Genomic DNA, 26,152 nt, shown 5'->3' with positions numbered 1-26,152 from the left:
TTTACCTCGGACTTACATGCGCTAAACTGAATGTTATAGCGCAAGGAGAGTCGCCATGCCCAAACTGATCCGGTTGTATATCACTCAGGTTGTCTGGGGATTTGTGATCTCGGCAGTGTTTGTCGGTGTTCTTCTGGCTCTGAACGTCGCAAATCTGCGCCATCTGATCACAAGCTCGGAAATGGGCCTGGTCGCGCTTGGCATGATCTGGTTCATGAACGGGATCGTGTTCGCCGGGGTGCAATTCGCCTATGCGATCATGAGCATGGCCGAGAAACCGAAGGGTCCGCGCCGCGGAACACCGGTGGCCGTTAAATTCGAACCCGTTACGGTCAAGGCAGAAAACAACTGACACCCGAATCAGGGCTGGCGGGCTGAGAACTTGTTTGCCTTGCCGACCTTTACGCGCTGATCGGGTGCAAATCGCTTGAATGTCAGAACATGTTGCCATCTGATGTCGGTCAATCACACCAACCGGCAGCGAAAGAGCATATCCTGTGAACATCAGCACTTACGAAGAGGTCGTCGCATCTCGGGCCTTTCGCGCGGATCTTGAAGACCTGAACCATGCCATTGCAGAGGGGCTGACGCAGGCAGGTGAACCTGTCGCCATCAATGGAAATGTTTGCTACGGCCATATGCAGCGGGACTTCCATTTGAGTGATCTGGAGCCCGGTATGGAACCCAAGCGGCGCGCTCTGCACCTGTTGGCTCAGGACAGTTCCTGTTTTGTCGAGGTCGGCGTTGCCGGGGGGCATGCAGCCTTGCTGGCGTTGCATTCCAATCCCGCTCTCACGTTTATCGGAATTGATCTTGGGCAACGGCTAAGGTCGTCCTGGCCGCCGGTCGATATCTATGTTCCAATTGTCTTCAAGTGGTTGGAAGACAGGTTTCCAGGGCGGGTAAAACTGTACATGTCAGACGCCATAGACGGGCTACGTCAGGTGGCAACAGAACAACCATTTGGTCAGGTTGACTTATTGCACCTGGATGCCTTGAAGAAAACCAGGGTTCAGGAAGTCGAGGCTGTATGGCCTGGGTTGGCTGGACGGTGCTTGCTGCTGCAGGGCGACAATAAGAACGGCCATGTTCAGGCCAGCTCCGAAAAAATGATTGCAGAGGGGCGCGCGCGCCGGATTACCTCTTCAACCTTTGAGGATATTCAAAGTGCCACCTATGATGTGTTGACGATCGGTCCCGATGTTATCGCGGGTGAGGTCAGTCTCGAAAACCTTATGGGCCAACGGATATTGCTTTGTGTTTGCCATCAGGATGACGAGACTTTGTTTTGTGGCTCGACGCTGTCACGCCTGAAGGGCAAGGCGGATGTGACGGTTGCCAGCTTCTTTCGACCCGCGCCCAACCGCCGTGATACAAACACGCGCGAGGCAGCCATGCAGCGCGTATGTGATGCGGTCGGGGCTCGGAGGGTTCAGTTTCCCTTTGCCGTCGAAGAGGATCACAGGCGGTTGCGGCGCTTTATCCAGATGCCGTCCGAGCCTGCGGATAACCCTCCTGAACTGCTGCGGCCTTTGCGCCGCCACCCTCTGTTTGAGCTGCTGAGCGGATCGGCGTTCGCCCTTATGCAGCAAGTCCGGCCATCGACCATCATCACTCACAACCACGTGGGGGAATACGGTCACATCGAACATGTCTTGTTGCATCATGCGGTTCTTCAGGCAGCACGACGGTATCAGGGCGCAAATGTCCTGAGCTTTGGTGTCGGGTTACCCGATGTGGATCTCGTCGTGCCGTCCTGGCCCGAGCGAAAGAACCAGCTTTTCGACGAATACATGCCGCAGTGGAAGGGGCGCAATCTCTATGATTTCGCGCTGTCGGACGAGGGGTTTGCCAAACAGGACCTGTCGGTCGACGACTAGGGTGGTGATGTGGCGGGACCACCAGTCAACCGTGCGGTGTGATTCCCGAGGACCTGTATGTACAGGTGGGCGCCAGGTAATCAGGCCAGGACCTGAACAGAGCCAGCCCCCTCGGAATTGCTTAAGGCCACCAGAATGCTACCGGTCACAAGAAGGGCAGAACCCGCCACGCGCCTAAGTAGGGGTTGCGGCGGGTTTGCACAAGGGGTCAGGCATCAACTGTTTCGTGCAAGGCGGTGCGCATTTTGCCGAAATGCTCATCCCAGCCGCTATCGAGCGACAGGATCAGGCCAAAGGCCTCGGCCCCCTGTGGCAGGCCTTCGTGGTGCAGGGCCAGCCGGGTGCCTCCTGCGACCGGTTGCAGCGTCCATTTTACTACGCTGACAGCCTCGCCCATGGGTTTGATGGTGAATGTGTATTCAAGATACTCCGGCCGCCGGGCAACGCGCACCTCGCCCCAGATCAACAAGTCGCCACTAGTCGTTCCGAACATCTCAAGCTTTTGACCGGCAGCCAGGGGGCGTTCGGGTTTGTGAAACCACTCGGCCAGCCGGTCGGGATCGGTCAGGTAAGCCCAGACAGTTTCCGGTTCAGCTCGTAGAAAGATCGTTTTTTGCAGAACGGCATGGGTCATCTGTCTTTCCTTTCAATGGCTTCTTTCAGGTTGTTCAGGCGTTCGTCCCAGAATTGGTCGAAATAGCTGAGCCAGTCCAGAACAGGGGCCATGCCCTGCGGTTCCAGTCGGTTGATACGTTCCCGCCCGCGCGTCTCGACCGTGATCAGACCGCCATCTGACAGGACGGTCAGATGCTTTTTGACTGCGGCACGGGTCATATCGAACCGCTGGGTCAGTTGTGCGATGGTCATGTCCTGCACAGCGAGCATCTGTACGATGTCCCTGCGGGTTGGGTCGGCCAGCGCACGAAATGCGTTTTGGGTTTGAGACTGCATTTGCGTCACCAGTAGCGATACCTTTTGGTATCATATATATGGAGTACCAAAGGGTATCATGTCAAGCGTGAAGTGGTTCTTGATTTTTGTTCACGAATTGTTCACATTGCTCATATGACCCTTGATCTGCAACCCGGACAGAAACTGGCCCGTGGCGTAGCGCGCCATTTATGGGCACATGGTTTTGTTTCTGTTGAGGAATTTGTGCCAACCCGCGGCCTGCGCGTCGATGTCATGGGGTTGGGCCCCAAAGGCGAGCTGTGGGTGGTCGAATGCAAGTCCAGCCGCGCGGATTATCAGTCGGATTCCAAGTGGCAGGGATATCTTGAGTGGTGCGATCGGTTTTTCTGGGCCGTCGATACCGATTTCCCGACCGATCTGTTGCCGTCCGAGACCGGGCTGATTATTGCTGACGCCTATGATGCCGAGATCGTGCGCATGGCGCCGGAAGATAAGCTTGCGCCGTCCCGACGAAAGAAGATGATCCAGAAATTTGCAGGTGATGCCGCCCGCCGGTTGCAGGCGCTGCGTGATCCCCGGGTCTGAAGGCTCAGCCTTTTACTGCGCGAGCCGCTTGCGCCGCTGCGCGGATTTCGTCCGCGATTTCCTCGGCTTCTTCGGGGTCGAAATCCATCGGAATCTCGATGCCATCGGCCTCGATGAACAACCGTATCATGCCCTGATCGGTAGGGCCGATCTGCAGGTTTGCCTGAATGTCGCGTTCGGTGTTGATGCCCATGTTCGCCTCCGGGACTGAGTGTTCGTGCTAGCGCGCAAAGGGTTGAGAATCAAGCTGCCTTTGCGGTCAGATGCGTCATGGAGAACGTCCGGATCAGACCCTTTCGCGCCACAGACACGCCCTGGTTAGTAGAGCAGCACCATCGGCTTTACATGCGGGATGAAGGGTTCGATGCCTCGTTCGGTGCTCTGGTCCAGCGCATTCTGGACGACTTTACCGCCGATCACGATTCGACGCGCGAGAGCGGCTGGATCGCGGAGAACGCTGGGCAAAGGTTGGGTAGCATCTTCTGTGTCGCGCTGGATGACCAAACTGCAAAACTGCGGCTCTTTCTGCTTCTGCCAGAGGTCCGGGGGCAGGGGTTAGGAAAGCGGATGTTGGATACCTGCATGGGTTTTGCACGCAGTGCCGGGTATACGGAAATGCGGCTGTGGACCCACGAAAGCCATCGGGCGGCTTGTGCGCTGTATCGGGCGAAGGGATGGCAGTTACTGGACAGCAAATCTGTGCATTCGTTTGGGGTCGATCTTGTCGAACAAAGCTGGAGAATTGAGCTTTAATCCTCTTGCATTCCCCCGGCGCGTTCGGTACATCGCCCCTCACGAGTGCCGCCTTAGCTCAGTTGGTTAGAGCGCTGGATTGTGGATCCAGAGGTCCCCTGTTCAAGCCAGGGAGGCGGTACCATACTTCACTGACAGATTATTGTTTGAAACTTGGCACATAGGATGGCCAATTGGGTTCTTTTTACTACGGATTGATGTCGAACAAACAGGGGGTAAAACTGTAGCTTGCCCGAAACTTGCCCAAAAATGTGAGTGAAACAGACACTCAAACCGCCAAAAATGTCGATCGGGTGTAAGCTCAGATTGCACTGATTGGGAGATGCTCAACTAAACTGCAAACCAAGGCTGTCAAAATACCGATTTGTGGATTTAGTTTGCATGGACAAGTTTTTGGTCTGAGAGTTAACAGGCATGCTACTTCGGTCAATCGGCCTGTCATACAAATGATGGTCTTCTCTTGAGCTGAGAAGGCCTGTCGTTGAGCAAGACTTACATATTAAAGAAAGCACATTAATTCTATATAGTTCTAGCAAAATATTAGTCTAGTATAACAGTTGTAGCACTAAGTATCGTTCAACGTGATTTGATCACCACAGTATTTTGAAAATGAAACCACTAAGCACATCAAACCGCGGAGTCAGGAGAAATCTCGGGACGTTGTCCACGAGCGTAGATAAGCGCACTAAATTTCATGAACCGCAATTGAACCTTGATACAGTTGTTTTCGTACATGGCTTTATGCGAGGGCACTACACTGAGACGTGGCATCACTTCACCAAGCTCATCTCGGGTGACCCAGATTTACCAAAAATCGATATTTTGCTTTGGGGATATCCAACGGGATTGTTTTCCGGTCGTGACCTTGACGAGGAATGTAGACGACTTGTCAGCGATTTGAAGCTACTGGTACATCAAGAAGACAAAGTTCTGATGGTTGGTCACAGCATGGGCGGGATCATGATATTGAGTGCTCTGCGTGAAGAAGCGATGCAAGGGCGGATGGAGCAGCACCCATCTGACAAAATCCAACTTATCTCGCTTTTTGCTTCTCCGTTAAACGGTAAATGGGCAGCATGGTTGGCGCGAAGGACTGTATTCAAATGGATTCTTAGTAGGCAACTGCGCAATCTGAGCAGAGAAGATTATTGTGAGAGGCTACTGTTAGATATAACCGAGCGTATCTACCGGCCTGAAGAAGAAGGAAAAAATCACCGCAAGATCAAAATCAGAACGAATGTAGCAATGAAAGATGCGGTGGTTTCTCGCTACGACTCTAAGGCTTCCTTGTCGCGGTTTAACAATCCCCCGCCACATTTGATCGACCAAGGGCATGCAGGGATCAAGGAGCCAGCAAGCAGATCAGATGTAAGATATCTAGCATTGATGGACGATGTTCAGGAAGAGTTGGCTAAGGTTTTTCAGATTAGGTCACAACGGTTTGTGAACTGCGATGATGCACAAGAAAGGGTTGTGCTGCTCAACGAATTATACCGTCGTTACTATTCGATTTGCGAAATACGATCAAAGTTCTTTTTTCCAAGACAGAAGGTTGAAGATATTGCACCTAAATTGCTGAAACTTGCAGTCATGCAATCGGCACGAACGGGTCAGACACCAAGCGAGTGTTTCAATCGCGCGGCCATAATAATGTCGAGTACAGATTGAGTACTCATGACGGATGACCTTATTAAGAAAATCCATTCTCAGCCACTGAGCAAAGGCGCCTGGTCAGATTGGTATCGCAAGGCATATCCCGCAGTATTTTACTTTGGATTCAAAAGGTGTCGTGGGGATCGCGATCTTTCCAAAGATCTTACACAAGAAGCTTTTTTGAGATTTCTGAAATACGACGCGATAGATAAGGTAACGACAGAAAAACAAGCACTTAGTTACCTCTTTGCGACTTTGCAGAACCTACACCACGATCACGTTCGAAAAAGAACGAAGGAAAGCGAGGTTCTTGCAGAGGTTTCAAACAGTATTGAAGAGTCCGCGGAAACCGATACATCTTGGATCGACCTAGAAGTTGCTTCGAAGTCTCTTAATGACAAAGATCGAGAGGTTCTTGAACTGGCAATAGCTGGTCGTACCGTTAGTGAAATCGCAACCATTACAAACTCATCATACGTTTCTACTGGCGTCAGGCTTCACAGGCTTCGAAAGCGGTTGAGGTCCGTGCTTTCGATTGAAGGGTAAAAAAGTACGTTCTCCGTGTAAAAAACTGCCACGTTCTGCAGTTCTTTTGTTGAGAAGGTGCGTCACAACACTAGAAGCTTGGGGTTTAAGTATGGATTTTTCCAAGAGAAAACAGATACTAGAGGAGCCTAGTATTGAAAATGCTGATGAGCTTTTGAAGCGCATGGAGGACTTATCCTCTGACGGAACTTCTTGGAGTCAGCACTTACCCTTCGACGTGGCCTTGGATTTCTACCAAAATGAAGAGCTGCGTGAAACTTACGGTCCTCACGTCGAGAGTTGCGATCTTTGCAAAGCTCTGCTGGAAGGCTTACATCCTACGAAAGAAGTGCTCGAAGAACTTCAACAAGAAGCCATTGCCCGACAGTTAGAAAATAGTTCCAGCATCGATTCACAAAAAAATGTTAGATCGTTTTCTGATCGATTGCGAGAACGTCTCACAAACATGCAATTGAAAGAGTGGTCACCTCAGGCAGGCTTGGTGACCGCGGGTTTAATTGTTGGTATTTTGGGAGCGCAGTTGATCCCCACCAATCACATCGGCGAATTCGTCTTCCAAAAGATTCGGGCAACGCAGGCATCTGCTTATAACTTAGCGCAACTTGAAACGCTAAGAGCAGAACTTTCATCATTAGGTGCTGAAGAATCCAACGTCGAACGATCTCTGCGTTATGCTAGGCTGAATTTTATTCTAGGAAATCGTGAGACAGCGTACCAAGAGATTTTTTCTGCAATGCAAGAAAATGGGGATCAAGTTGGCAATGCTTATGTAGCGGGGTTGACAAAGCGAGCAATTAACCCTGACTACCCTGCGCCATTTGACCTGACTTCAGAGCGAGACTTTCAATTGGCAATTGATCGACTAACCGCTGAAACCACTGATGAAAGTTTAGGCGAGCGTGAGCCAGATGACAATATTCGTATTGCCTATCTACAAACGATCTTGGGTCAAGATGCTTCGGCTTTGGCGAGCATAAGGACATATGCTGCGCACAAACCTGAGCTAGCAGAATTTAAAATCCACTTTGATCATATGATCGATTTGCTGATTAGTGACCTATTAGCGAGCGGAATAGACCGGAATTTCGGTCAACGATACTCAGCTTCCATTGCTAATGCGTCTATGCAATGATCTCTTTGATTTGAGTTGAATTGCAGACAGCCCTTTAACTCAAGCGGAAACAGATTCCGTACATGTTTTTTTCTTTATTGCAATTCTGTGCACGTGCAGAAAGCATCATTGGTCAATACCATTGATCTGCTTTTCGTCGCATGCGGTCGAGGCTAGCGCTTTGGCTGCAGAATCCAAATGAGTGGAGTTAGTTCAAACTATGAGATTTTGTGAGACAATCCTCGTGATCTCATCCAAGGTCTGCTGATCGCCGGGAATTAGGTGACCATAGTGATCTAGCGTGAAAGCCACAGAGCTATGACCAGCTAGTACTGACGCTTCCTTTATTCGTCCCGCTCTGACCAACACCGAAACAAAGAAATGCCGCAAGCCGTGAAGACCATGATCCGTTATTGGCGGCATGAGTTGTTGCCCGCGCCGATCATTGACGCGCTTTAGCAGTGGTTTCCAGAACTTGTTTTTTACGTTGTTGTAGTCCAACGGCTGACCTGTTCGCGTTGGAAACACCCAACCCTCTTTGGTCGCAGGGCAGGCGAGACGCCACTCTGCGAGTGTTGGGCGAACTGACTGCGGTATGGGTATCGTGCGACGCGCGTTCTTTGTTTTGGTTTTCCCTACGCGCTCCTTTAGTGGTTGCTCCTTTCGTACTCGATCAACCTTTCTGTTGACCGTAACCGAAGAAAACCCAACTCCGAAATCGCTCCATTGTAATCCAAGGCATTCCGATATTCTTACGCCCGTCATGCGAAGAATTAGAAACAGCGGATAGTACCTGCGGTACGTTCGTGCAATACGGGTGTCGTCGGACCTGTAGAGACTAAAGGCCATTTCATCTAGTTCAGCAACCTCTTGGTCGGAAGGGATGCGAACCATTTTCATGTCTTCTTGCTCGCTCCAATCCAACTTGATTTTCACGCCCTCAGCAGGGTTTGAGTAAACGGCGTCGAGCAAAACTGCATACCCGAGGATAGCTTTCGCGAGGTTTAGCGCGTGCTTGGCGGTGTTTCGGCTTGGGCAGTTCGCAATCAAGTAATCGCGAAATTCTCGCATTCTAGGTTTGTCGATTTCACCAAGTGAAATCGGGCCAAGTCGTGGGTTGATCCAATTGCGAAGGTAAGACTCATACCCTGAGATCGTCGATGGCTGAAGAGCTGGTTCTCCATCGCGACCAGCAGAACTGTCACTGATGAATTTTTCTGCAAATTTCTCGAACGTGGTGTAACCGTGTGTGATCGCCTTTTCGCGCAATTCGGAGGCCAATCGTTGCTTGGCCACCTGTTTGGCCGCACGTTCGGACTGGGCCGTGACCCGCTTTCTTTGACCGGTTGGTGTATAGTAGGCCTGAACCCAATAGCTCTTTCCATTGGTCGTTTCTATTCTTGGGTTTCCGGATAGGCATGCTTTCTTTTTTGACATCTCATTACCCCGAGAATTAGGTGAACGAGTCAAGCCAACTATCAATTTTCATTTGAGTCAATGTGTCTAAATATTTGTCCTTACAGGGAAAAAATCCTGTTTTTGTCATTTTCTCTAACCGGATTACACTTTGAATTCCATTTAAAATGGTAATGAAAGATAGGCTCACAAAATTCCGTGCCCAAAATTCTGCCCAAAAATAATTTACGAATCAGATAGTAGTTTGAAAGGGTGTCTTTAATTTCAATTTAGAGGGCCCCTTGTGGATCCAGAGGTCCCCTGTTCAAGCCAGGGAGGCGGTACCATCTCCCTCCATAGGCACTTGATACAGCGCGTGTGACGCGCATGGGTTTGCTGTTTCTTTTTCAGATGGTTCTGGTCCAAGAAACCGGTGGCGCGCCCGTTATCAGCGCGCCAGGTTCAGTCTCAGATTCATTTTGGTTCGTTTAGCCGCAGGCAGGTGCCGGTTCAAACGCTTATTGACCACGCCAAACCCCCAAATGACCACGAGGGTCAGCAGGATGAAGTAGAAAGCCAGAATCGGGTAGGGGATGAACGGGTTGAACGTTTTGTCCGCGAAATAGCCCGCGTAGTACAGCGCATCACCTCGTTGCTGCCACACCGGGAAAGCCGAAAAGAAGACCAGCGTGGTGGCGTGGAACAGGAAGATCGCTTCATTGGTATAGGCAGGCCACGCCAGTCGCAGCATGGTCGGCCAGATGATGCGGCGGAAACGGAACCAGCCGGTCATGCCATAAGCATCTGCGGCCTCGATATCGCCCTTGGGGATCGACCGGAGCGCGCCATAGAAGATCTCACCAGAATAGGCTGCGGTGTTGAAGAACAGCACGATTAACGCACCCAGCCAGGCTGAGGTCAGCGCGTCGAAGAACGGAAAGCTGTGCTTCAGCGACAGGAAGAGGAAGTAGGCAAAGAAGAACTGGATAAACAACGGTGAACCCCGGAAGAGGAAGATGAACCATTCCGACGGTTTGCGTAGCCATTTGTTCGTGGATGCTTTGCCAAGGGCGAGGGTGGTGGCCAGAAAAAATCCAGTCGCCAACGCCATTATTCCGAAATAGATGTTCCAGATCATGCCTGAACCGATCAGTGTGAACTGCTCACACAGGGTGAAATCGTTTCGGGGCAGCAGACGTTCGCCGATTCCGATCGAGCGCAAGCCATAGTCTTGGATCGTTTGCAAGCAGCTCATGCGGTGGTCTCCTTGCGCAACAGCTCGCCGCCCGAGGTCGCCTGACCGTGAGACAGGCGGCGCATCAGCCGTTCAAGACCAATCTCCGACACGCGGGTCATGCCCAGATAGAACACAAGCAGGGCGAGGAAATACCACATGCGCCAGTCGCCATGCGGGTATTGGGTGAATTTAGGGTTCTTGTACCCCCCCAGCTCGCGCGCCCAATAGACGATATCTTCGATGCCGAGCAGGAACAGCAGCGGCGTGGCCTTGATCAGCACCATCCACAGGTTCGACAGGCCGGGCAGGGCATAGACCCACATCTGCGGCACCAGGATGCGCCAGAAGGTCTGGCGGCGGGTCATGCCGTAGGCCTCGGCCGTTTCCAGCTGGGTGTGCGGGACGGCGCGCATACCTCCGAACAGGACGTTGGCCGCAAAGGCGCCGAAAACGATGGAAAAAGTAATAACAGCGAGAAAAAAGCCGTAGGTTTCGTGCACCCATTCCGGGGCGGTCCCCAGCGGCAGTTTGGCAGCCTGACAGACGATGAAGTCATTGCCCTGCCGGATTGGGTCAGTCCATTCCGGGCACAGAACCTTGTGACGGGTCCATTCGAACGCCTGATCCAGCGCGATCACGAAGAACATGAAGAAAGCAATATCCGGCACGCCGCGAACGATGGCGATATAGCCCTTGCCCAGCAGGCCGAGCGGTGGGAAATGCGACCGGGCCGCCATGGCGCCCAAAAAGCCAAAGCTCAATGCGACCGGAGCGGTGATCGCAAGCAGTAGCAAAACCTTGAAGAAGGACAGGTAGAACGCCCAATGCACGCCGTTGGTCAGATAGCAGGAGAACCAACGGAACGTGCCGAGCGTTTCGGGATCAGTACAGAACGAGAAGATGGCGGGCCTCTTTGACTGGCGAGGGCTCAGAAGCGGCGCGCCCTAGGGGCAGGCGCGCCGCAGAGTGTATTAGAAGGTCGAGGACACTTCCCACTTTGCGATCAGCTCGTTCAGGCTGCCATCGTCCTTCATTGACTGGATAGCTGCGTTGAACTTTTCTTTCAGCTCACCGTCGGATTCACGAATGCCCATGCCGACGCCACCGCCCAGCGGAACGTCGTCACCTACGAAGAGCAGACCCGAGCCATCTTCGCTGAAGGGCACAAGAAAGGACTTGTCCGCCAGAACCGCGTCTGCTTCGCCGTTGCGCACGGCAGCGATGGTTTCTTCGGGAGTTGCAAACTCAACCAAAGTGGCGCCGGTATCCGCAACATAACCAGCCTGAATGGTGCCAGTTTGTGCCGCGATTACGCCGCCGGTCACGTCTACACCATCGGACATGGCCAGATAGGCCGACGGATCTGGCGGCGTGTAGTTTTGAGTGAAGTCGATGACCTCATCACGTTCGTCGGTGATCGACATGCCTGCGATGATCGCGTCGTAGTTGCCGGACACCAGATTCGGAATGATCGAATCCCAGTCGTTCTTGACCCATTCGCATTCCAGGCTGGCGCGTTTGCACAGCTCATCACCCAACTCGCGCTCGAAGCCGTCGATCTCGCCCGCGTCGTTGATGAAGTTCCAAGGTGCATAAGCCCCCTCGGTACCCAGACGGATGGTGTCCGCCATAGCCATGCCAGCGCCAAGCGCCAGAGCCGCAGTGGTCAGAATCAGTTTTTTCATTGGATACTCCCCAGTTTGTTTTCTGTCCTGAAGTTAAGCCGCCTTTGTGGCGGAGAGAAAGCCCCGAAGTCGTTCGGATTCGGGGGACGTGAATATATCTTCCGGCAGACCCTCTTCTTCGATCAGGCCCTGATGCAGGAAGACGACATGGCTCGAGATGTCAGCGGCCATTTTCATGTCGTGGGTCACGATGATCATGGTGCGGCCTTCAGCGGCCAGATCCTTGATCACCTTGATGACTTCCTGCTCAAGCTCGGGATCCAGCGCCGAGGTCGGTTCGTCGAACAGCAGCGCCTCGGGTTCCATGCACAGGCCGCGGGCGATGGCGGCGCGCTGTTGCTGGCCGCCGGACAGTTGCGCCGGATAGACATCGCATTTGTCACCGATGCCTACTTTTTCCAGGTATTTGCGGGCGCTGTCTTCAACCTCTTTCGGGTCGCGGCCCAGCACGGTGACGGGGGCCTCCATCACGTTTTGCAGGATGGTCATATGGGACCACAGATTGAACTGCTGAAACACCATCGACAGGTTTGTGCGGATGCGCATCACTTGTTTCGGGTCAGCAGGACGACGGTGGTGCGCGTTGCCGGACCAGCGCACCGGCTCGCCCTTGAACAGAATCTCGCCCTGTTGACTGTCTTCCAGAAGGTTACAGCAACGCAGCAGAGTAGATTTGCCTGAACCGGACGACCCGATCAGCGAAACAACATCCCCGCGTCTTGCTGTGATATCGACGCCTTTCAGCACTTCCAGATTGCCGAAACTCTTGTGGAGATTGTTGATTTCGATGACGGGAGTGGAATCTGTCACGGATGGCCCATGTGTTGTCTGTGTTGGTGCGGTACTAGGGCTTAAAAATCGGGGCAATGCAATGCGCAATTGACATCATCGGGGGCTGAAACGGCCAAATTGACCATAGGTATTGACCAAATCGGTCAGCAAGCAAGCCCGGTTGTCTAAACCTGAGACGGATTTGGAACCGACAGGTAGTCACCCGCCGGGATGTCGATCAGACCGCGAAGATGAAGCAATTCGCGATCTGGCTGTGGCAGGTCGCCAATCGCGGCGCGAACGGCACGGGCGATTGCAGCGGCGTCCTGGCCCGTGGCGGTGATATAGGGCAGGGCGGGTGTCGGGACCGTGTTTCCGGCTTCGCGCAGTACCGCGCCAAGGTTGGTGTGTGCCTTGAGCAGTTCCCAAGTCAGCGCGTCCAGAGCGGCGAAATCTGCCTTACCTTCTGCGACTGCGTATCCGGATTGCGCATGGCCACCGGTTGCGATGATGGCGTTGGGTTGCTGGTCGCGCGTTTCAAGATGAACCATCGGCGCCGCCCAGCCCGATTGTGACAGGTTTTCGTTATAGGCAAAGGTGCCCCTCGCCAGCTGACCAAGATCGCGGGGGTCATCCTGACGAGAAACAAAAATGGATCGGTAATAGCCGGGCGGGCAGCCTGCCAACCCGTAGTCGGGCGTTCCGACTAGTTGAACCTTTCCGTGAAGGCGGGTGCGATAGGGCATTCCGCAGGTCTGGGCAAAGGTCAACTCGGGGTTCAGCCAGACGTGCCAGACATCCGTATCTCGGGTCAGGTGGTCGGGGCCATACCCAAGGTGGTTTCGAATCAACGTCCAGAACCGGTCATTCGCCGGTTGCAGCGCGGGCATGTCATACATGCCCAGCATCGCGATCACGATTTGGCAGCCTTTTGGCGGGCCAGAGCAGAATCCACGTCGCTGACGCCCAACAGGCTGACCACTAGTCGCAACAGCGAGTCTTCCTCGCCGGTGCGGTGCCCGTCGGCAAGTGCAACTGACCACATCGCCTGCACCACGGCGAGCCGGTCGTCATAGGCAATGGCTTCCTTGATCGCGCGGGTAAAGCGGACTGTGTCGGGGGCTTCGGCCTCAAGATCCTCGGCCCGGGCGCGCAGGGCGGCGGCCTCGAACGGAGACAGACCATAGCGTTCGGCGGAAATCTTGTCGATTCGGGCCATCTCGGTGTCGGCATAGTCGTTGTCGGACCGCGCAATGCGCACCAGCAGGGCCGTCAGGGCAAGGCGGGCATCATCATCGGCAAGCGGGTCGGGGGCGGGCTGTGTCAGCCGGGCCAAAAAATCACTGAACATGAATTAGATATAGAGGGGGACTAACGCTCTTCCAAGCGCCTTTGCACCCGTTCACGCGCGGCTTGGCTGTCGTTATAGCTCAGCCCCATGGCAACACGCGCCTCTTCCACGATCTTCATTTCGCCCTCGTCGGAATTGCCATCGGCCAGAACAACCTCCCACAAGGCGTCCAGCGCGGCCAGACGTTCGTGCAGGTCAGTGGTTTCACGGATCAGCTTGCCGAACGTGTCGGTGTCGGGCGCGGCGGCATGCAGCTTTTCACAGGTGGCGCGGACCTTGGCGGCTTCGATCGCATTATGCTGATACAGCCGGGCAAGGATACGGTCGATCAGGCTGATTTCCTCAAGCTTATAATCCCGATCCGCCTGCGCCACGCGCACCATAAGCGCCCCCAGCGCCAGTTCGGCATCCGGGTCAGCAAGGGTGTCGTGTTGCGGTGGGCGAAAAGCCTGCAAGAACTTCTTCAACATGCCGTGAGGATATTCCATATTTTGTAGCCCGCCAAGCGCGGACTACCTGTCATAGCAGCAAATTAGGGGTGGGTTTCCCAAAGCGGCAAAAACACGCTGAGCATGATCCCCGTGCGAAAGGATCAACCGGCCTGAATGGCCTGTTTCGCCTGCTCTTGCAGCCATCCCAGCATCAGCCGATACGGAACGGGGCCATAGCTGATCCGTGCCACACCCAACCCGGCTAGAGTGGCCGTATCGGGCGTGCCGGGCAGGGCGATTATGTTGACCGGCAGGGTAGTCGATTCGCACAACCTTGCGATCATTGCCTCGTCCTTCAGTCCCGGCGCAAAGAAGCCGCTGGCACCGGCATCGGCATAGGCTTTCGCCCGGGCAATCGCTTCGTCTAACATGGCGTCGGAGTGGGTTTCCGGCTTGGCCTTCAGGAAGATATCCGTGCGGGCGTTAATAAAGGCGGGAATACCAGCGGCATCGCAGCCTTCGCGCATGGCCCTGACGCGGGCTTCCTGCGTTTCAATGTCATAGAGGTTGCTGGTGCCAACAATCTGATCTTCGAAATTGAAGCCGATCACACCGGTCTCCAGCGCGCGCTGAACATTTGCAGCTACGCCCAGCACATCCTCGGTATAAGCCCCTTCGAAATCCAGCGTCACCGGCAGGTCAACCGAGGCGACGATCCGGCGCGCATTGTCCAGCGCGGTTTCTATTGGGATATTCTGGCCGTCGCCGAACCCTTGCGCCATCGCGACCGGAGCGCTGCCAGTTGCAATCGCCTTGGCCCCGGCATCACGCACAGCACCGGCACTGCCTGCATCCCAGATGTTGTAAAGAATGACCGGCTCGCCCTTTTTGTGCAGGGCTGCAAATGTCTCCGCTTGGGTGATCTGACTGGTCATGGACGGCCTCCTGTCGCTGGGTTGCGGACAGTTAACCGTGGAAAGGACGGGTGCGTATAGGTTTTTTTGCACCCGCCGTCACAATGCGGTGACTGGTTCGCGATCAGACCAGTCGCGAGCTGTCCTTCGCAGCGCGCACGAAGTCGCGAAACAGGGGGTGCGGATCGAACGGTTTGGACTTGAGTTCCGGGTGATATTGCACACCGATGAACCACGGATGATCCGACCATTCGACTATTTCCGGCAAACGCCCGTCCGGCGACATGCCCGAGAAGTTCAGGCCCGCCTTTTCCAACTTTTCTCGGTACTTGATGTCGACTTCATAGCGATGACGGTGGCGTTCTTCGATCTGAGTGCCGCCATAAACCTCGGCCACTTTCGAGCCGTCGGTCAGCACCGCATTGTATGCACCCAGACGCATGGTACCGCCTTTGTCGTCGCCCACTTTGCGCTCGACCTTGTGGCTGCCCTGTACCCATTCCTTCAGGTGATACACGACTGGCTCGAAGCGTTTCTTGCCGGCTTCGTGGTCGAATTCCTCGGACCCCGCTTCCGCGATGCCTGCGACGTTGCGGGCAGCTTCGATCACCGCCATCTGCATACCCAGACAGATTCCCAGGTAAGGCACTTTGTGCTCGCGGGCGTATTGCGCAGCCTTGATCTTGCCCTCGGTGCCGCGCTCGCCAAACCCACCGGGTACGAGGATTGCATGGAAACCTTCCAGATGCGGTGCGGCGTCTTCGGTGTCGAAAACCTCGGCATCGACCCACTCGACCTTGACCTTGACCCGGTTGGCCATGCCGCCATGAGTTAGCGCCTCGGCGATCGACTTATAAGCGTCTTCCAACTGGGTGTATTTGCCGACGATGGCCACCTGCACTTCGCCTTCGGCGTTGTGGATACGGTCGCTGACGTCTTCCCATTTGGCCAGGTCCGGTTTGGGGGCCGGGCTGATCTGAAACGCGTCCAGAACCGCCTGATCCAGACCTTCGCGATGATAGGCCAGCGGGGCATCGTAGATGGTGCTCAGGTCCTGCGCCGCAATCACACTGTCGGGGCGGACGTTGCAGAACAGGGCCAGCTTATCGCGCTCTTTCTTCGGGATCGCACCTTCGGACCGGCAAACCAGAATATCGGGGGCCAGGCCGATCGAACGCAGCTCTTTTACCGAGTGCTGGGTCGGCTTGGTTTTCAGTTCTCCGGATGCCTTGATGTAGGGCAGCAGCGTCAGGTGCATAAAGATGCACTGCCCGCGCGGCTTATCCTGGCTGAACTGACGGATGGCTTCGAAGAAGGGCAGGCCCTCGATGTCGCCGACGGTGCCGCCGATTTCACAGAGCATGAAATCGACCTCATCTTCACCAATGGCGATGAAATCCTTGATCTCGTTTGTGACGTGCGGGATCACCTGAATGGTCTTGCCCAGGTAATCGCCGCGGCGCTCTTTCTCGAGCACGTTCGAATATATCCGCCCCGAGCTGACCGAGTCGGTCTTGCGCGCCGCCACTCCGGTGAAACGCTCATAGTGCCCAAGGTCCAGATCGGTCTCAGCGCCATCGTCGGTGACAAACACCTCGCCGTGTTCAAACGGCGACATTGTACCCGGATCGACGTTCAGGTAGGGGTCCAGCTTGCGCAACCGCACCGAATATCCCCGGGCTTGCAACAGTGCTCCCAAGGCCGCCGATGCCAGTCCTTTGCCCAAGGACGAAACCACACCACCAGTGATGAAAATAAAACGCGCCATGTTTTTCGGCTGCTCCCGTGAGACGTCAAAATCAGCTGCCCGGCGGCTCCGAAAAACCGCTGCATCACGGGACTTCACGTATAAAGGATTCGCGCGCATAGCGCAAGAGAACCGCAAGATGCTGTTGCAGCCCTCTTTCAGATTTCTAAGTGTAGTGAATCAGTCGGCCTGAGGGATCAGCGGCGCGTTGTCGCCCTGAGCCGGAGGCAGAAGATCATCCGCCGACGGGGTTGTTGCCGGTGTGTTTTCTTCGGTCGCTGCCGGGGCAGGGACGCCCAGACGGTCGATCACCGAGCTGCCCGAGGATTTCTGCGCCGCCAGAATTGTCAGGGTGATCGAGGTGACGATAAAGCACGCCGCCAGAATCCATGTGACTTTCCCCAACGCGGTTGCCGCCGCGCGGCCTGTCATGGCGCCACCGCCGCCACCGCCCATACCCAGGCCACCGCCTTCGGACCGCTGCATCAGAACAACGGCAATCAGGCCCAGAGCCAAGAGAAGGTGGATGATGAGAACGACGTTTTCCATGGTGGTCCTGTACAGCGTGGCGTGTATCGCGTGGTACTTATGCAAGTTTGCCAGCGGGGGCAAGGGATGAGTTCGCATCATAACATGTGATGGGCCATATCACATCAAAGAGACTGGACAGGTGGGCAATTGCTGACGCAGGCTGCGACCCATGCCGCATGACGATCCCGAACACCCGCACGCCTTGTTGCCGCCTGACCCTGCGCTGCGCGTCAAGGCGCTTGAGACGATTCTGACCCGCAAAGGGTTGATCGACCCGGCTGCGTTAGATGAGATCATCGACACCTATCAGAACAGGATCGGTCCTCAGAACGGCGCGCGTGTCGTTGCAAAAGCATGGGTAGATCCGGAATTCAGGAAAGCTCTGCTGGCAGACGCAACACCGGTTGTCGCTGATCTCGGCTTCTACGGCCGTCAGGGCGAACATATCGTTGCCGTGGAAAACACGCCCGACTTGCACAACATGGTCGTCTGCACCCTCTGCAGTTGCTACCCTTGGCCTTTGCTGGGTATCCCGCCGGGGTGGTACAAGTCCGACGCATATCGGGCCCGCGCCGTGCGAGAGCCGCGCAAGGTTCTCTCCGAATTTGGGGTAACGCTGCCGCCCGAGACGGCTGTTCGCGTCTGGGATTCAACCGCCGAAATTCGTTATCTGGTGCTGCCCATGCGCCCCGAAGACACCGATGGGCTGGGCGAGGATGATCTGGCTGCTCTCGTTACCCGTGACAGCATGATCGGCACGGGCCTGCCCGGGGTTCTCTCGTGACTCGTGTGCACGATATGGGCGGCCGCTTTGGCGATGGCGCGGTAAAGCCCGAGGCTACAGATGCTCCGGTCTTTACCGAGGACTGGCACAAACGGGCGCTGGCGGTGACGTTGGCCGCCGGGTTTCTGGGGCAATGGAATATCGACGTCTTGCGCCATGCGCGCGAAAGATTGTCGCCCAAGGACTACGCGCGGTTTTCCTATTATGAAAAATGGATATCGGGCCTTGCTGATCTGCTTGTGGAATCGGGTGTTCTGACTGTGGATGATCTGTCCGGGGCAAGTTCGGACGATGTGCACCCATTGTCGACCCGCGTTCTGAAAGCCGAATCTGTTGCTGCGGCCCTTGCCAAGGGCGGGCCTGCAGATCGGTCGTCAGATATACCTGCGCGGTACGAGGTTGGGCAGAATGTACGCACCCTGCACCCGGCCGCCAATCGACTGGTTGATGGCGGGCATACGCGCCTGCCGATTTACGCATCTGGTGCGATGGGGAAGATCATGCGGCGGCACGGCACGCATGTGCTGCCGGACTCGAATGCGCACGGGTTTGGCGAGGCACCAGAGCCGCTCTATGCGGTAGTCTTTCCTGCTTCGGAATTGTGGGCGGACCCGGAAAACCCAAAGGACGAAGTCGTACTGGACCTTTGGCAAAGCTACCTGGAACCTGCATGAACGATTGCGCCAATTATTCCGAACCTGAACCTGTTTTTGCCGAACCTTGGCACGCCCACGTGTCCGCGGTAACCGTGGCCTTGAACGAGGCTGGGCGCTTCGATTGGCACGACTGGGCCGCACGTTTTTCGCAAACGCTAAGGCGCCACGGGCTGGAACGGGATCTGGACGGGGGCAACGACTATTTCCATGCGTGGCTGGTCACTCTCGAGCAGTTGCTAGACGAACTGGGCGCAGCGGTTCCGGGGGAAGTCGTGCACTATAGAAATGCGTGGGAAGAAGCTTACCTGACAACACCTCATGGGAAGCCCGTGCGTTTGGTCGCAAGCGGTTAGGGGGCTGCCCCCGCAGCACTTCCCGGGCGACTCTGCCGGGATATTTTGGGGTCAGATGAACTGGGTGTACTTTATTCATCTGGCCAATAGTGTCCCAGCCCGTGGCACCATGCGCAGCACGGTTCCTATCTGCGGCGAAATACCGGTTTCCCTGTCGCTTTGTCCTCGTTATACGAGCCGAGTTTGGTAATTCAGCGCAAAAGGACCGGATATGGCCAATGTGGTTGTTGTCGGCGCCCAGTGGGGTGACGAAGGAAAAGGCAAGATCGTCGACTGGCTCAGCGAGCGAGCGGACGTGATCGCGCGTTTTCAGGGCGGGCATAATGCCGGTCATACGCTGGTCATTGACGGTGAGGTCTATAAGCTGCATGCGCTGCCCTCGGGCGTGGTGCGTGGCGGCAAGCTGAGCGTCATCGGAAACGGCGTTGTGCTGGACCCGTGGCATTTGATCAAGGAAATCGGAACCATCCGCGCGCAGGGCGTCGATATCTCGCCTGAAACGCTGATGATCGCCGAGAACACGCCGTTGATCCTGCCCATTCATGGTGAATTGGATCGCGCACGCGAAGAGGCCGCCAGCAAAGGCACCAAGATCGGAACCACTGGCCGTGGCATAGGCCCAGCGTACGAAGACAAGGTAGGGCGCCGGTCTGTTCGTGTCGCTGATCTTGCCGACGAGGCCACGCTTGAGGCCCGCGTGGACCGTGCATTGCAGCACCATGATCCCCTGCGCAAGGGATTGGGGATCGAACCTGTAGACCGGGACTCGCTGATTGCTCAATTGAAAGAAATCGCGCCGCAAATCCTGCCCTTTGCCGCTCCGGTCTGGAAGGTTTTGAACGAAAAACGCAAGGCGGGCAAACGCATCTTGTTCGAAGGGGCACAGGGCGCGTTGCTGGATATCGATTTTGGCACCTATCCGTTTGTTACCTCGTCCAACGTGATCGCCGGTCAGGCGGCAACAGGTGTAGGTATTGGTCCGGGGTCGATCGATTTCGTTCTGGGCATCGTCAAAGCCTACACGACCCGTGTGGGTGAAGGCCCGTTCCCGACCGAATTGGACGATGCAGACGGCCAGCGCCTCGGTGAGCGCGGGCATGAGTTTGGCACCACTACCGGGCGCAAGCGCCGCTGCGGTTGGTTCGATGCCTGCCTGGTGCGCCAGACCTGTGCGACCAGTGGCGTGAACGGGATTTCTCTGACCAAGCTGGATGTACTGGACGGGTTTGAGACGCTGAAGATCTGTGTCGGCTATCAGCTGGATGGTGAACGCCTGGACTATCTGCCCACTGCGGCCGATCAGCAGGCGCGCTGCACGCCGATTTACGAAGAAATGCCGGGGTGGAGCGAATCCACAGAAGGCGCGCGCAGCTGGGCTGACCTTCCTGCCAACGCGATCAAATATGTGCGCCGCGTCGAAGAACTGATCGAATGCCCCGTAGCCCTTCTGTCCACCAGCCCGGAGCGGGACGACACCATTCTGGTGACTGACCCGTTTGCTGACTGATGAGTGACGACGGAAAGACCGGCCTCAGCTACAAGGCCCGGCGCCGCTGGTCGCTGGTGCTGCTGTTGATTGGGTTGCCGGTCTATATCGTGGCGGTTGTTACAATTGTGAATTGGCTCGACCGCCCGCCGATCTGGCTGGAACTGCTGGTCTACATCGCTTTGGGTATTGTCTGGGCGCTGCCGTTCAAATTCGTGTTCAAAGGCGTCGGCAAAGAAGATCCGGATCAGCCGCTAGAGTAACAGGTCCGGACGCTGCCCGGAGCGACAGCTTGGGACAGTTCACCCCGGATTCCGATCCGGCCCGGGCCAGCTAAGGATTGCGCGCGCCATTGCGTGGTACTCGCCGGAAATCTCTTCAGCAACGCTGAGCGGGGTAGGCCAGGGAGCGGTCAGAGTTGCCTGAATCTGCCCTGTCACCAGGTTCAGGTCTGCATCATGCTTTGCGGCCAAGCGGCGCATTTTCTGGTTGGTGGCCAGGCAGACCATGTGCACTTCTCGAATTCCGCGGTTCCGGGCTGCTGTAATTATCCGCGAAAACAGAGCATCCCCGATACCGCGATCCTGCCACGGGGTTTCGACAGTAAAAGCGGCCTCGGCCACATGCGCCTGATTATCCGGCAGAACGCGCAACTCCCCCACGCCGCGCAGATAGGAATCCGGGAAAGCGCCGAAGATCAATGCCGCGTTGCCAAACATATTGGACAAATAGGTCTGGACAAATGCGGCACTGACCGGAGCACCAAATCGTGATGTCAGAGCTTCGGTGTCCAGGCTGTTGAAATGACTCTCTATTTTTGATCTGTCGTATACTCTGAGGCGTCGAATAGGCAGTTCATACATGGTGTGGCCCTTGTTTGAACGGGAGCTGGATAAGCTGTCACCCTACGCCTGACCGTACCATTTTTCTGCGCTGCGGCATAGCGGGCGCGCCTGCAAAAGAAGAAAAAGGGAAAAGCGATACTTTTGTGCAAGAAAAATGGGCCGAAGAAATCTCCGGCCCATCGTCAATTGGTTTAGTTGGGATTAACCTGCGGCGCGCGCGTCATCCGGGCGGAACCCGATCTGCGTCGAGGCTGCGAAACGCCCGCCGCCTGCCTTTTCGATCTTGCCGTCGCGCAGCAACTGACCGAACGAACGCAGGCTTTCCTCACGATTGAATTCATCCTGCTTGAGCGACCGAATCTTGTTCATCAGTTGCGGTCGCGAGAACTGCTCCTGCCCTTCGATGAAGGACAGATAGGCGGCCGCCGCTTCCAGCAAATCCGGCAGTGATTGCGCACCTTGTTCCTGAGCGAACTGGGCAAATCCACCTTCTTCCGCAGCACCTTCCTCGCCCTCGGCCTCGGATGTCACGCGACGGGGGGTCACTGGTCCGGCATCCTTGGTCTGGTTGTCGATGCGCTGCTCAGCCACCAGCTTGAGCGGCGCCGATGTATCATTGGTCGGGCGTTTGCTGGTGATTTCAACTTCTGGACGGCGCGGGCTGACGACCGAGGACAGATCGCCGCGGTAGTCTTGATCACCATCCTTCTGATCGGTCTGACCTTTTTCACTGCGTTCGGCCTCGGTTACCGCAACCGCTGCACGCAACTGAGAGTAGGCTTCGCGATTGTTGTTTGTGTCCGGGTTGTCCAGATGCTCGCCGACCTTGTCCATCAGGCGCGAAACATCATGTTCTAAGTCCAGCTTCTCTGCGTCCGAGGTACCGGCACTATCGGCCAAGATGGATTCCACACTGGAAATCTCATCCAGCAGAAGGATCTCGTCCTTTTCCGTCATGACACCTTCAGGAGTGGCCTCAACGGGGTCTGCGTCAGCGTCGGCATCGCTGAGTATGTTGGTCACCTCATCGCCTTCAGGTTCGCTCTCGTCGCTTTCGTCGCTCTCGTCGAGATCAGAGAACAAGGCATCCGGTGCGGTCGCTTCATCTTCGACTTCTTCCTCTATTGCCACAGCCGGAGTTTCGGGTTGGGTTTCCAGAGCTGGAGCGGCAGATTCTTCGACCTCGCCCTCGACTTCAGCGGCCGAGAACTCCGGTTTGATTGCCAAGGGTCGAGCGGCTGGCTCTTCGGCCTCTGACATTGCCGGTTCAGCTTCGGATGTTTCGGAAAGTGCGTCGACCTCTTCGGTGGTTTCCAGATCGGTCGGGTTCAGCGAACCGGCCGCAAAAGCCGCGGCGACCGCGTCTGACGGACCAGCCGTGCTTTTCATCAGGGCCGTTTCCTCGTCCTCGGTGTAAATGACCGAGTTTTCCTCGGAATGGGATACGACGGCGCGGATGCGCTGTAGCTTGGCGGCGATGCTGTCACCGGCAGGGGGAGGCGCGTCCTCGACGGCTTCGGCGTCGGTGAACACGGGGTGAGTGGGGGGCGAGGGGGGGGGAGTGTTGATAATGTTAAGGTCCGGCGTGTTGGTTGCGGGTTCGTTTGTGGCACGGATCAGCAGGCCAGCGTCGCTCTGGCTGGCTTCGACCTTGCGGGACGCGTCGCGCTGCGCGATTTTCGTCAGCATTTCTGTGTCAGGTTGCGGAGGTTCAGAACCGAAAAACCGATCATCGGCGGCAAGATCGCAAAAGTATTCCGTAATCGCTTTCATCGTCTCAAAGGAATCGTCAAAACCTTCTAAAGTGCACGAGAAGGTTCCATAGGAGACGGTTAATACCTTGTTATTCTGTACCATCAGACGCACGTCCTTTACAAACTACAAGAGCCATTCACCCGGCGAAGGGCACACCCATGGCTCGCAACTCTCAGCATGAACCTATCATTTTGTGGTCTCAATGTGTCCAAATCCGGGAAAAATGATCAATCTTCAAAAAAATATCCAAATTGTGCTCTCTGAGGCGCCAATCGGGCTGGTCGGGGGTGGTGAAATCGGTCTCGACGACCTGAATCTGATGCTTGTTCGCGTCAATACTGTCGTGGCAGCGGATGGCGGAGCGATTCCAATTATGGATTCGGGGCGGATGCCGGACGCGGTGATCGGTGACTTTGATTCGCTGAGCGGCACGTATCTTGACCGGATACCCGCAGACCGCCTGTTTCCGATACGTGAACAGGACAGCACGGATTTCGACAAGGCCCTGCGCAGCATCGACGCGCCCATTGTGCTGGGGATCGGGTTTCTCGGCGGTCGGCTGGATCACCAGATGGCAGTGCTTAATGCTCTGATACGGTTGCGGGATCGGCCGTGCATCCTGTTAGGAGAGCATGAGGTTGTTTTCCACGCGCCCCCGCAGATCGGGTTAAACCTTACGCCCGGCGATGTGATTTCATTGTTTCCGTTTCAGCGCGTAACCGGCCACTGCACCGGGTTGGAGTGGCCGATCGACGATCTGGTGCTGGAACCGAATGGCCGCGTTGGTACGTCCAACCGGGTCATGGCGGATGTGGAACTGACCGTGGACGGGCCGGGACTGTTGGTGATGGTCCCGCGCGAAGCTTTGGATCAGGTCATTCAGGCATTTCTGTCGGGTCAGACTCGGCGCTGGCCCGCTCGCGCTGATTGATGTCGGGGCAGATCGGCTTGCTGCGGACCGCGCTTAGGGCAGGGGCTGGACCTTGGTATAGTCGGGCCCGATGCAGGTGGGCAGGTCGTCACCCAGTTTCAGCCAGCGTAGCTTTTCCTCATGCGCCACGTGCAACGTGGGTTCCAACTGGCTCGGGTCCTCTAGTGTCGCCACGTACAGGTGCAACACGCCCGACATCGATTGTGAGCGGAATGACATAGGCGTACCGCAGTTCGGGCAAAAGCTGCGCTCGACCCCGGGGGAGGAGTTGAAGGTTTTCGGAGCGTCGCCGGTCCAGCGCCACTGGCCGTCGCGTACGCCGAAATAGGTCGTCATCGGAGCTGCACACTGCCGTCTGCAACTGTCGCAATGGCAGGTGACGCAGGACAGGGTCGGAGGATTAACCTCGTATCGTATGGCGCCGCACAGACAATGACCCCGCATGATATCCCCTCCTTTTATAGCGTCAGCAGTTGGGTACGTTCACCGCCAGGCCACCCAGAGACGTTTCCTTGTACTTTTCGTGCATATCATGCCCGGTCTGGCGCATGGTTTCGATCGCCGCGTCCAGCGGCACGAAATGCTGACCGTCACCGCGCAGCGCCAGCGAGGCGGCCGAGACCGCCTTGATCGCCGCCAGCCCGTTGCGCTCGATGCAAGGCACCTGCACCAGTCCTTTGACCGGGTCACAGGTCATGCCCAGATGATGCTCCAATGCAATCTCTGCGGCGTTTTCCACCTGTTCCGGTGTGCCGCCCATCACGGCGCACAGACCTGCCGCAGCCATGGCCGAGGCACTGCCGACCTCGGCTTGACACCCAGCTTCTGCTCCAGAGATCGAGGCGTTGTATTTGACCAGACCGCCGATGGCGGCAGCGGTCAGCAGGAAATCTTCGATATGGCTTTCCGAAGCACCGGGAACGTGGTCGAGATAATAGCGCAAAACCGCAGGCATCGTTCCTGCGGCCCCGTTGGTGGGGGCAGTGACGACCTGTCCACCGGCAGCGTTTTCCTCGTTCACCGCCATGGCATAGACGCTCATCCAGTCATTGATGGTGTGCGGCGCGTTCAGGTTCATGCCTCGTTCAGACAGAAGAGCATCGTGAATGCCCTTGGCGCGACGGCGCACATTCAGGCCGCCGGGCAGGATGCCATCGGTTTTCAGGCCGCGTTCGATGCAGTCGTTCATGACTTCCCAAAGGCGTGCAGTACCCTTGGCGAAACTGATAGGGCAGCCGCGTGCGACTTCGTTTTCGCGTTTCATCTGGGCGATACTCTTGCCGCTGGCTTTTGCCATCTCCAGCATCTCTGCCGCCGATTTGAACGGGTAGGGCACGGGCGGGCCGTCATTGGTGTCTTTGCCCTCGGCCAGTTCCTCTTCGGTCAGGACAAAGCCGCCGCCGACCGAGTAGTAAACCTGCCGCAGGATCACATCGCCCTGCGCGTCGGTGGCCATCAAGATCATGCCGTTGGCGTGACCGGGCAGATTGTTTTCATAATCAAAGATCAGATCGGCCTTTGGGTTGAACTGCAGCGTCGGCAACCCTTCGGGCGTCACCGAGTGCGTCTCGGAAATCTCGGCCAGTGCGGCCTCGGCCTTATCATTGTCATAGGTGTCGGGCACAAATCCGGCCAATCCCAGAATGGTGGCACGGTCGGTGGCATGACCGACCCCTGTAAAAGCCAGCGATCCATGCAGCGAGCCGCGTAGCCCCGTAAATTCGAACGGGGACGCGCGCATCATGTCCAGAAAACGCGCGGCGGCCACCATCGGCCCCATGGTATGAGACGAAGACGGGCCGATGCCCACTTTGAACATATCGAAGACAGATAGAAACAT

31 protein-coding genes and 1 tRNA gene are annotated in these 26,152 nt (G+C 56.1%); 14 read left to right on the top strand and 18 right to left on the bottom strand.

The features are described 5' to 3' along the window. Positions 1–55 precede the first annotated feature (55 nt). Positions 56–352, top strand: a complete 297-nt coding sequence (locus tag ACR0IM_RS04930) for a hypothetical protein (protein WP_480681016.1) — start codon at positions 56–58, stop codon at positions 350–352. Positions 353–497: 145 nt separating this feature from the next. Next, a complete protein-coding gene (locus ACR0IM_RS04925) occupies positions 498–1,880 on the top strand; it encodes a PIG-L family deacetylase (protein WP_480681015.1) in 1,383 nt (460 codons plus the stop codon). Between the two features lie 208 nt (positions 1,881–2,088). Here the strand turns inward: ACR0IM_RS04925 and ACR0IM_RS04920 are convergent, their stop codons facing one another. After that, positions 2,089–2,514 (bottom strand): SRPBCC family protein, encoded by a 426-nt coding sequence (locus tag ACR0IM_RS04920; RefSeq protein ID WP_480681014.1) that lies wholly within the window; start codon positions 2,512–2,514, stop codon positions 2,089–2,091. Continuing rightward, on the bottom strand, positions 2,511–2,831 hold the full coding sequence (locus ACR0IM_RS04915) for an ArsR/SmtB family transcription factor (RefSeq protein WP_480589570.1): 321 nt from the start codon (positions 2,829–2,831) through the stop codon (positions 2,511–2,513). Before ACR0IM_RS04915 ends, ACR0IM_RS04920 begins: the two co-directional genes overlap by 4 nt. Before the next feature lie 114 nt (positions 2,832–2,945). Between ACR0IM_RS04915 and ACR0IM_RS04910 the strand changes: the two genes are divergently transcribed. Continuing rightward, entirely contained in the window at positions 2,946–3,377 is a 432-nt protein-coding gene (locus tag ACR0IM_RS04910) for an MmcB family DNA repair protein (protein WP_480589571.1), read from the top strand. Positions 3,378–3,381: 4 nt separating this feature from the next. Here the strand turns inward: ACR0IM_RS04910 and ACR0IM_RS04905 are convergent, their stop codons facing one another. Beyond that, a complete protein-coding gene (locus ACR0IM_RS04905; protein WP_068334412.1) occupies positions 3,382–3,570 on the bottom strand; it encodes a DUF6324 family protein in 189 nt (62 codons plus the stop codon). Positions 3,571–3,647: 77 nt separating this feature from the next. On the opposite strand from ACR0IM_RS04905, the gene ACR0IM_RS04900 reads away from it, so the two are divergent. The 5 genes from ACR0IM_RS04900 to ACR0IM_RS04880 all read left to right on the top strand — a co-directional run bounded on the left by ACR0IM_RS04900 (position 3,648) and on the right by ACR0IM_RS04880 (position 7,461). After that, the gene (locus ACR0IM_RS04900) at positions 3,648–4,130 is read left to right on the top strand and encodes a GNAT family N-acetyltransferase (RefSeq protein WP_480681013.1); all 483 of its coding nucleotides are present in this window, start codon (positions 3,648–3,650) and stop codon (positions 4,128–4,130) included. Between the two features lie 47 nt (positions 4,131–4,177). After that, positions 4,178–4,254 (top strand) — tRNA-His (locus ACR0IM_RS04895). Between the two features lie 581 nt (positions 4,255–4,835). Beyond that, entirely contained in the window at positions 4,836–5,798 is a 963-nt protein-coding gene (locus ACR0IM_RS04890; protein ID WP_480681012.1) for an alpha/beta fold hydrolase, read from the top strand. Between the two features lie 6 nt (positions 5,799–5,804). Beyond that, positions 5,805–6,329 (top strand): RNA polymerase sigma factor, encoded by a 525-nt coding sequence (locus ACR0IM_RS04885; protein WP_480681010.1) that lies wholly within the window; start codon positions 5,805–5,807, stop codon positions 6,327–6,329. A 91-nt stretch (positions 6,330–6,420) separates the two neighbouring features. Continuing rightward, the gene (locus ACR0IM_RS04880) at positions 6,421–7,461 is read left to right on the top strand and encodes a hypothetical protein (RefSeq protein WP_480681009.1); all 1,041 of its coding nucleotides are present in this window, start codon (positions 6,421–6,423) and stop codon (positions 7,459–7,461) included. 192 nt (positions 7,462–7,653) lie between these two features. Here ACR0IM_RS04880 and ACR0IM_RS04875 read toward each other — a convergent pair whose 3' ends face one another. From ACR0IM_RS04875 to secG, 11 genes are all read right to left on the bottom strand, one after another. Further along, entirely contained in the window at positions 7,654–8,877 is a 1,224-nt protein-coding gene (locus tag ACR0IM_RS04875) for a tyrosine-type recombinase/integrase (protein ID WP_480681008.1), read from the bottom strand. A 406-nt stretch (positions 8,878–9,283) separates the two neighbouring features. Next, the gene (locus ACR0IM_RS04870) at positions 9,284–10,090 is read right to left on the bottom strand and encodes an ABC transporter permease (protein WP_480681007.1); all 807 of its coding nucleotides are present in this window, start codon (positions 10,088–10,090) and stop codon (positions 9,284–9,286) included. Continuing rightward, entirely contained in the window at positions 10,087–10,974 is an 888-nt protein-coding gene (locus ACR0IM_RS04865) for an ABC transporter permease (RefSeq protein ID WP_480681441.1), read from the bottom strand. Before ACR0IM_RS04865 ends, ACR0IM_RS04870 begins: the two co-directional genes overlap by 4 nt. Positions 10,975–11,043: 69 nt before the next feature. Then, positions 11,044–11,757, bottom strand: coding sequence for a transporter substrate-binding domain-containing protein (locus ACR0IM_RS04860; RefSeq protein WP_480640683.1), 714 nt, complete (start codon positions 11,755–11,757; stop codon positions 11,044–11,046). Between the two features lie 33 nt (positions 11,758–11,790). Beyond that, on the bottom strand, positions 11,791–12,567 hold the full coding sequence (locus tag ACR0IM_RS04855) for an ABC transporter ATP-binding protein (protein ID WP_480589575.1): 777 nt from the start codon (positions 12,565–12,567) through the stop codon (positions 11,791–11,793). 146 nt (positions 12,568–12,713) lie between these two features. Next, on the bottom strand, positions 12,714–13,436 hold the full coding sequence (locus ACR0IM_RS04850; RefSeq protein WP_480681439.1) for a phosphate/phosphite/phosphonate ABC transporter substrate-binding protein: 723 nt from the start codon (positions 13,434–13,436) through the stop codon (positions 12,714–12,716). A gap of 5 nt (positions 13,437–13,441) precedes the next feature. Further along, the gene (locus ACR0IM_RS04845; RefSeq protein WP_475210207.1) at positions 13,442–13,879 is read right to left on the bottom strand and encodes a tellurite resistance TerB family protein; all 438 of its coding nucleotides are present in this window, start codon (positions 13,877–13,879) and stop codon (positions 13,442–13,444) included. A gap of 20 nt (positions 13,880–13,899) precedes the next feature. Then, positions 13,900–14,349, bottom strand: a complete 450-nt coding sequence (locus tag ACR0IM_RS04840) for a tellurite resistance TerB family protein (RefSeq protein WP_480589870.1) — start codon at positions 14,347–14,349, stop codon at positions 13,900–13,902. A gap of 122 nt (positions 14,350–14,471) precedes the next feature. After that, entirely contained in the window at positions 14,472–15,245 is a 774-nt protein-coding gene (locus tag ACR0IM_RS04835) for an isocitrate lyase/PEP mutase family protein (protein ID WP_480640682.1), read from the bottom strand. A gap of 103 nt (positions 15,246–15,348) precedes the next feature. After that, complete coding sequence (locus ACR0IM_RS04830) at positions 15,349–16,992, bottom strand: CTP synthase (RefSeq protein ID WP_480640681.1); 1,644 nt, start codon at positions 16,990–16,992, stop codon at positions 15,349–15,351. 159 nt (positions 16,993–17,151) lie between these two features. Next, positions 17,152–17,520: a preprotein translocase subunit SecG gene (secG, locus tag ACR0IM_RS04825; RefSeq protein WP_480681006.1), complete on the bottom strand. Its 369-nt coding sequence runs from the start codon at positions 17,518–17,520 to the stop codon at positions 17,152–17,154. Positions 17,521–17,671: 151 nt separating this feature from the next. Between secG and nthA the strand changes: the two genes are divergently transcribed. The 5 genes from nthA to ACR0IM_RS04800 all read left to right on the top strand — a co-directional run bounded on the left by nthA (position 17,672) and on the right by ACR0IM_RS04800 (position 21,044). After that, positions 17,672–18,286 (top strand): nitrile hydratase subunit alpha, encoded by a 615-nt coding sequence (gene nthA / locus ACR0IM_RS04820; RefSeq protein ID WP_480681004.1) that lies wholly within the window; start codon positions 17,672–17,674, stop codon positions 18,284–18,286. Further along, positions 18,283–18,960 (top strand): nitrile hydratase subunit beta, encoded by a 678-nt coding sequence (gene nthB, locus ACR0IM_RS04815; protein ID WP_480640680.1) that lies wholly within the window; start codon positions 18,283–18,285, stop codon positions 18,958–18,960. Before nthA ends, nthB begins: the two co-directional genes overlap by 4 nt. Next, on the top strand, positions 18,957–19,295 hold the full coding sequence (locus ACR0IM_RS04810) for a nitrile hydratase accessory protein (RefSeq protein WP_480681003.1): 339 nt from the start codon (positions 18,957–18,959) through the stop codon (positions 19,293–19,295). The genes nthB and ACR0IM_RS04810 overlap by 4 nt, the downstream gene beginning before the upstream one ends. Positions 19,296–19,506: 211 nt before the next feature. Further along, the gene (locus ACR0IM_RS04805; protein WP_480589582.1) at positions 19,507–20,802 is read left to right on the top strand and encodes an adenylosuccinate synthase; all 1,296 of its coding nucleotides are present in this window, start codon (positions 19,507–19,509) and stop codon (positions 20,800–20,802) included. After that, positions 20,802–21,044 carry a DUF2842 domain-containing protein gene (locus tag ACR0IM_RS04800; protein WP_480640678.1) on the top strand — a complete coding sequence of 81 codons (243 nt, stop codon included), beginning with the start codon at positions 20,802–20,804 and terminating at the stop codon, positions 21,042–21,044. Before ACR0IM_RS04805 ends, ACR0IM_RS04800 begins: the two co-directional genes overlap by 1 nt. Positions 21,045–21,083: 39 nt before the next feature. Here the strand turns inward: ACR0IM_RS04800 and ACR0IM_RS04795 are convergent, their stop codons facing one another. Further along, positions 21,084–21,644, bottom strand: coding sequence for an N-acetyltransferase family protein (locus tag ACR0IM_RS04795; RefSeq protein WP_480589584.1), 561 nt, complete (start codon positions 21,642–21,644; stop codon positions 21,084–21,086). A 183-nt stretch (positions 21,645–21,827) separates the two neighbouring features. Beyond that, positions 21,828–23,315 carry a hypothetical protein gene (locus tag ACR0IM_RS04790; protein ID WP_480681001.1) on the bottom strand — a complete coding sequence of 496 codons (1,488 nt, stop codon included), beginning with the start codon at positions 23,313–23,315 and terminating at the stop codon, positions 21,828–21,830. 289 nt (positions 23,316–23,604) lie between these two features. Here ACR0IM_RS04790 and ACR0IM_RS04785 point away from each other — a divergent pair, with 289 nt between their 5' ends. Next, the gene (locus ACR0IM_RS04785) at positions 23,605–24,312 is read left to right on the top strand and encodes a thiamine diphosphokinase (protein ID WP_480681000.1); all 708 of its coding nucleotides are present in this window, start codon (positions 23,605–23,607) and stop codon (positions 24,310–24,312) included. Between the two features lie 33 nt (positions 24,313–24,345). Here ACR0IM_RS04785 and ACR0IM_RS04780 read toward each other — a convergent pair whose 3' ends face one another. Then, positions 24,346–24,756 (bottom strand): GFA family protein, encoded by a 411-nt coding sequence (locus ACR0IM_RS04780; RefSeq protein WP_480640675.1) that lies wholly within the window; start codon positions 24,754–24,756, stop codon positions 24,346–24,348. Between the two features lie 22 nt (positions 24,757–24,778). Then, entirely contained in the window at positions 24,779–26,152 is a 1,374-nt protein-coding gene (locus tag ACR0IM_RS04775; protein WP_480589588.1) for an L-serine ammonia-lyase, read from the bottom strand.

It is taken from the genome of Ruegeria sp. BF6, from assembly GCF_056538665.1.
The sequence above is the reverse complement of the archived record's forward strand: the minus strand, read 5'-3'. Positions and strand labels throughout refer to the sequence as shown.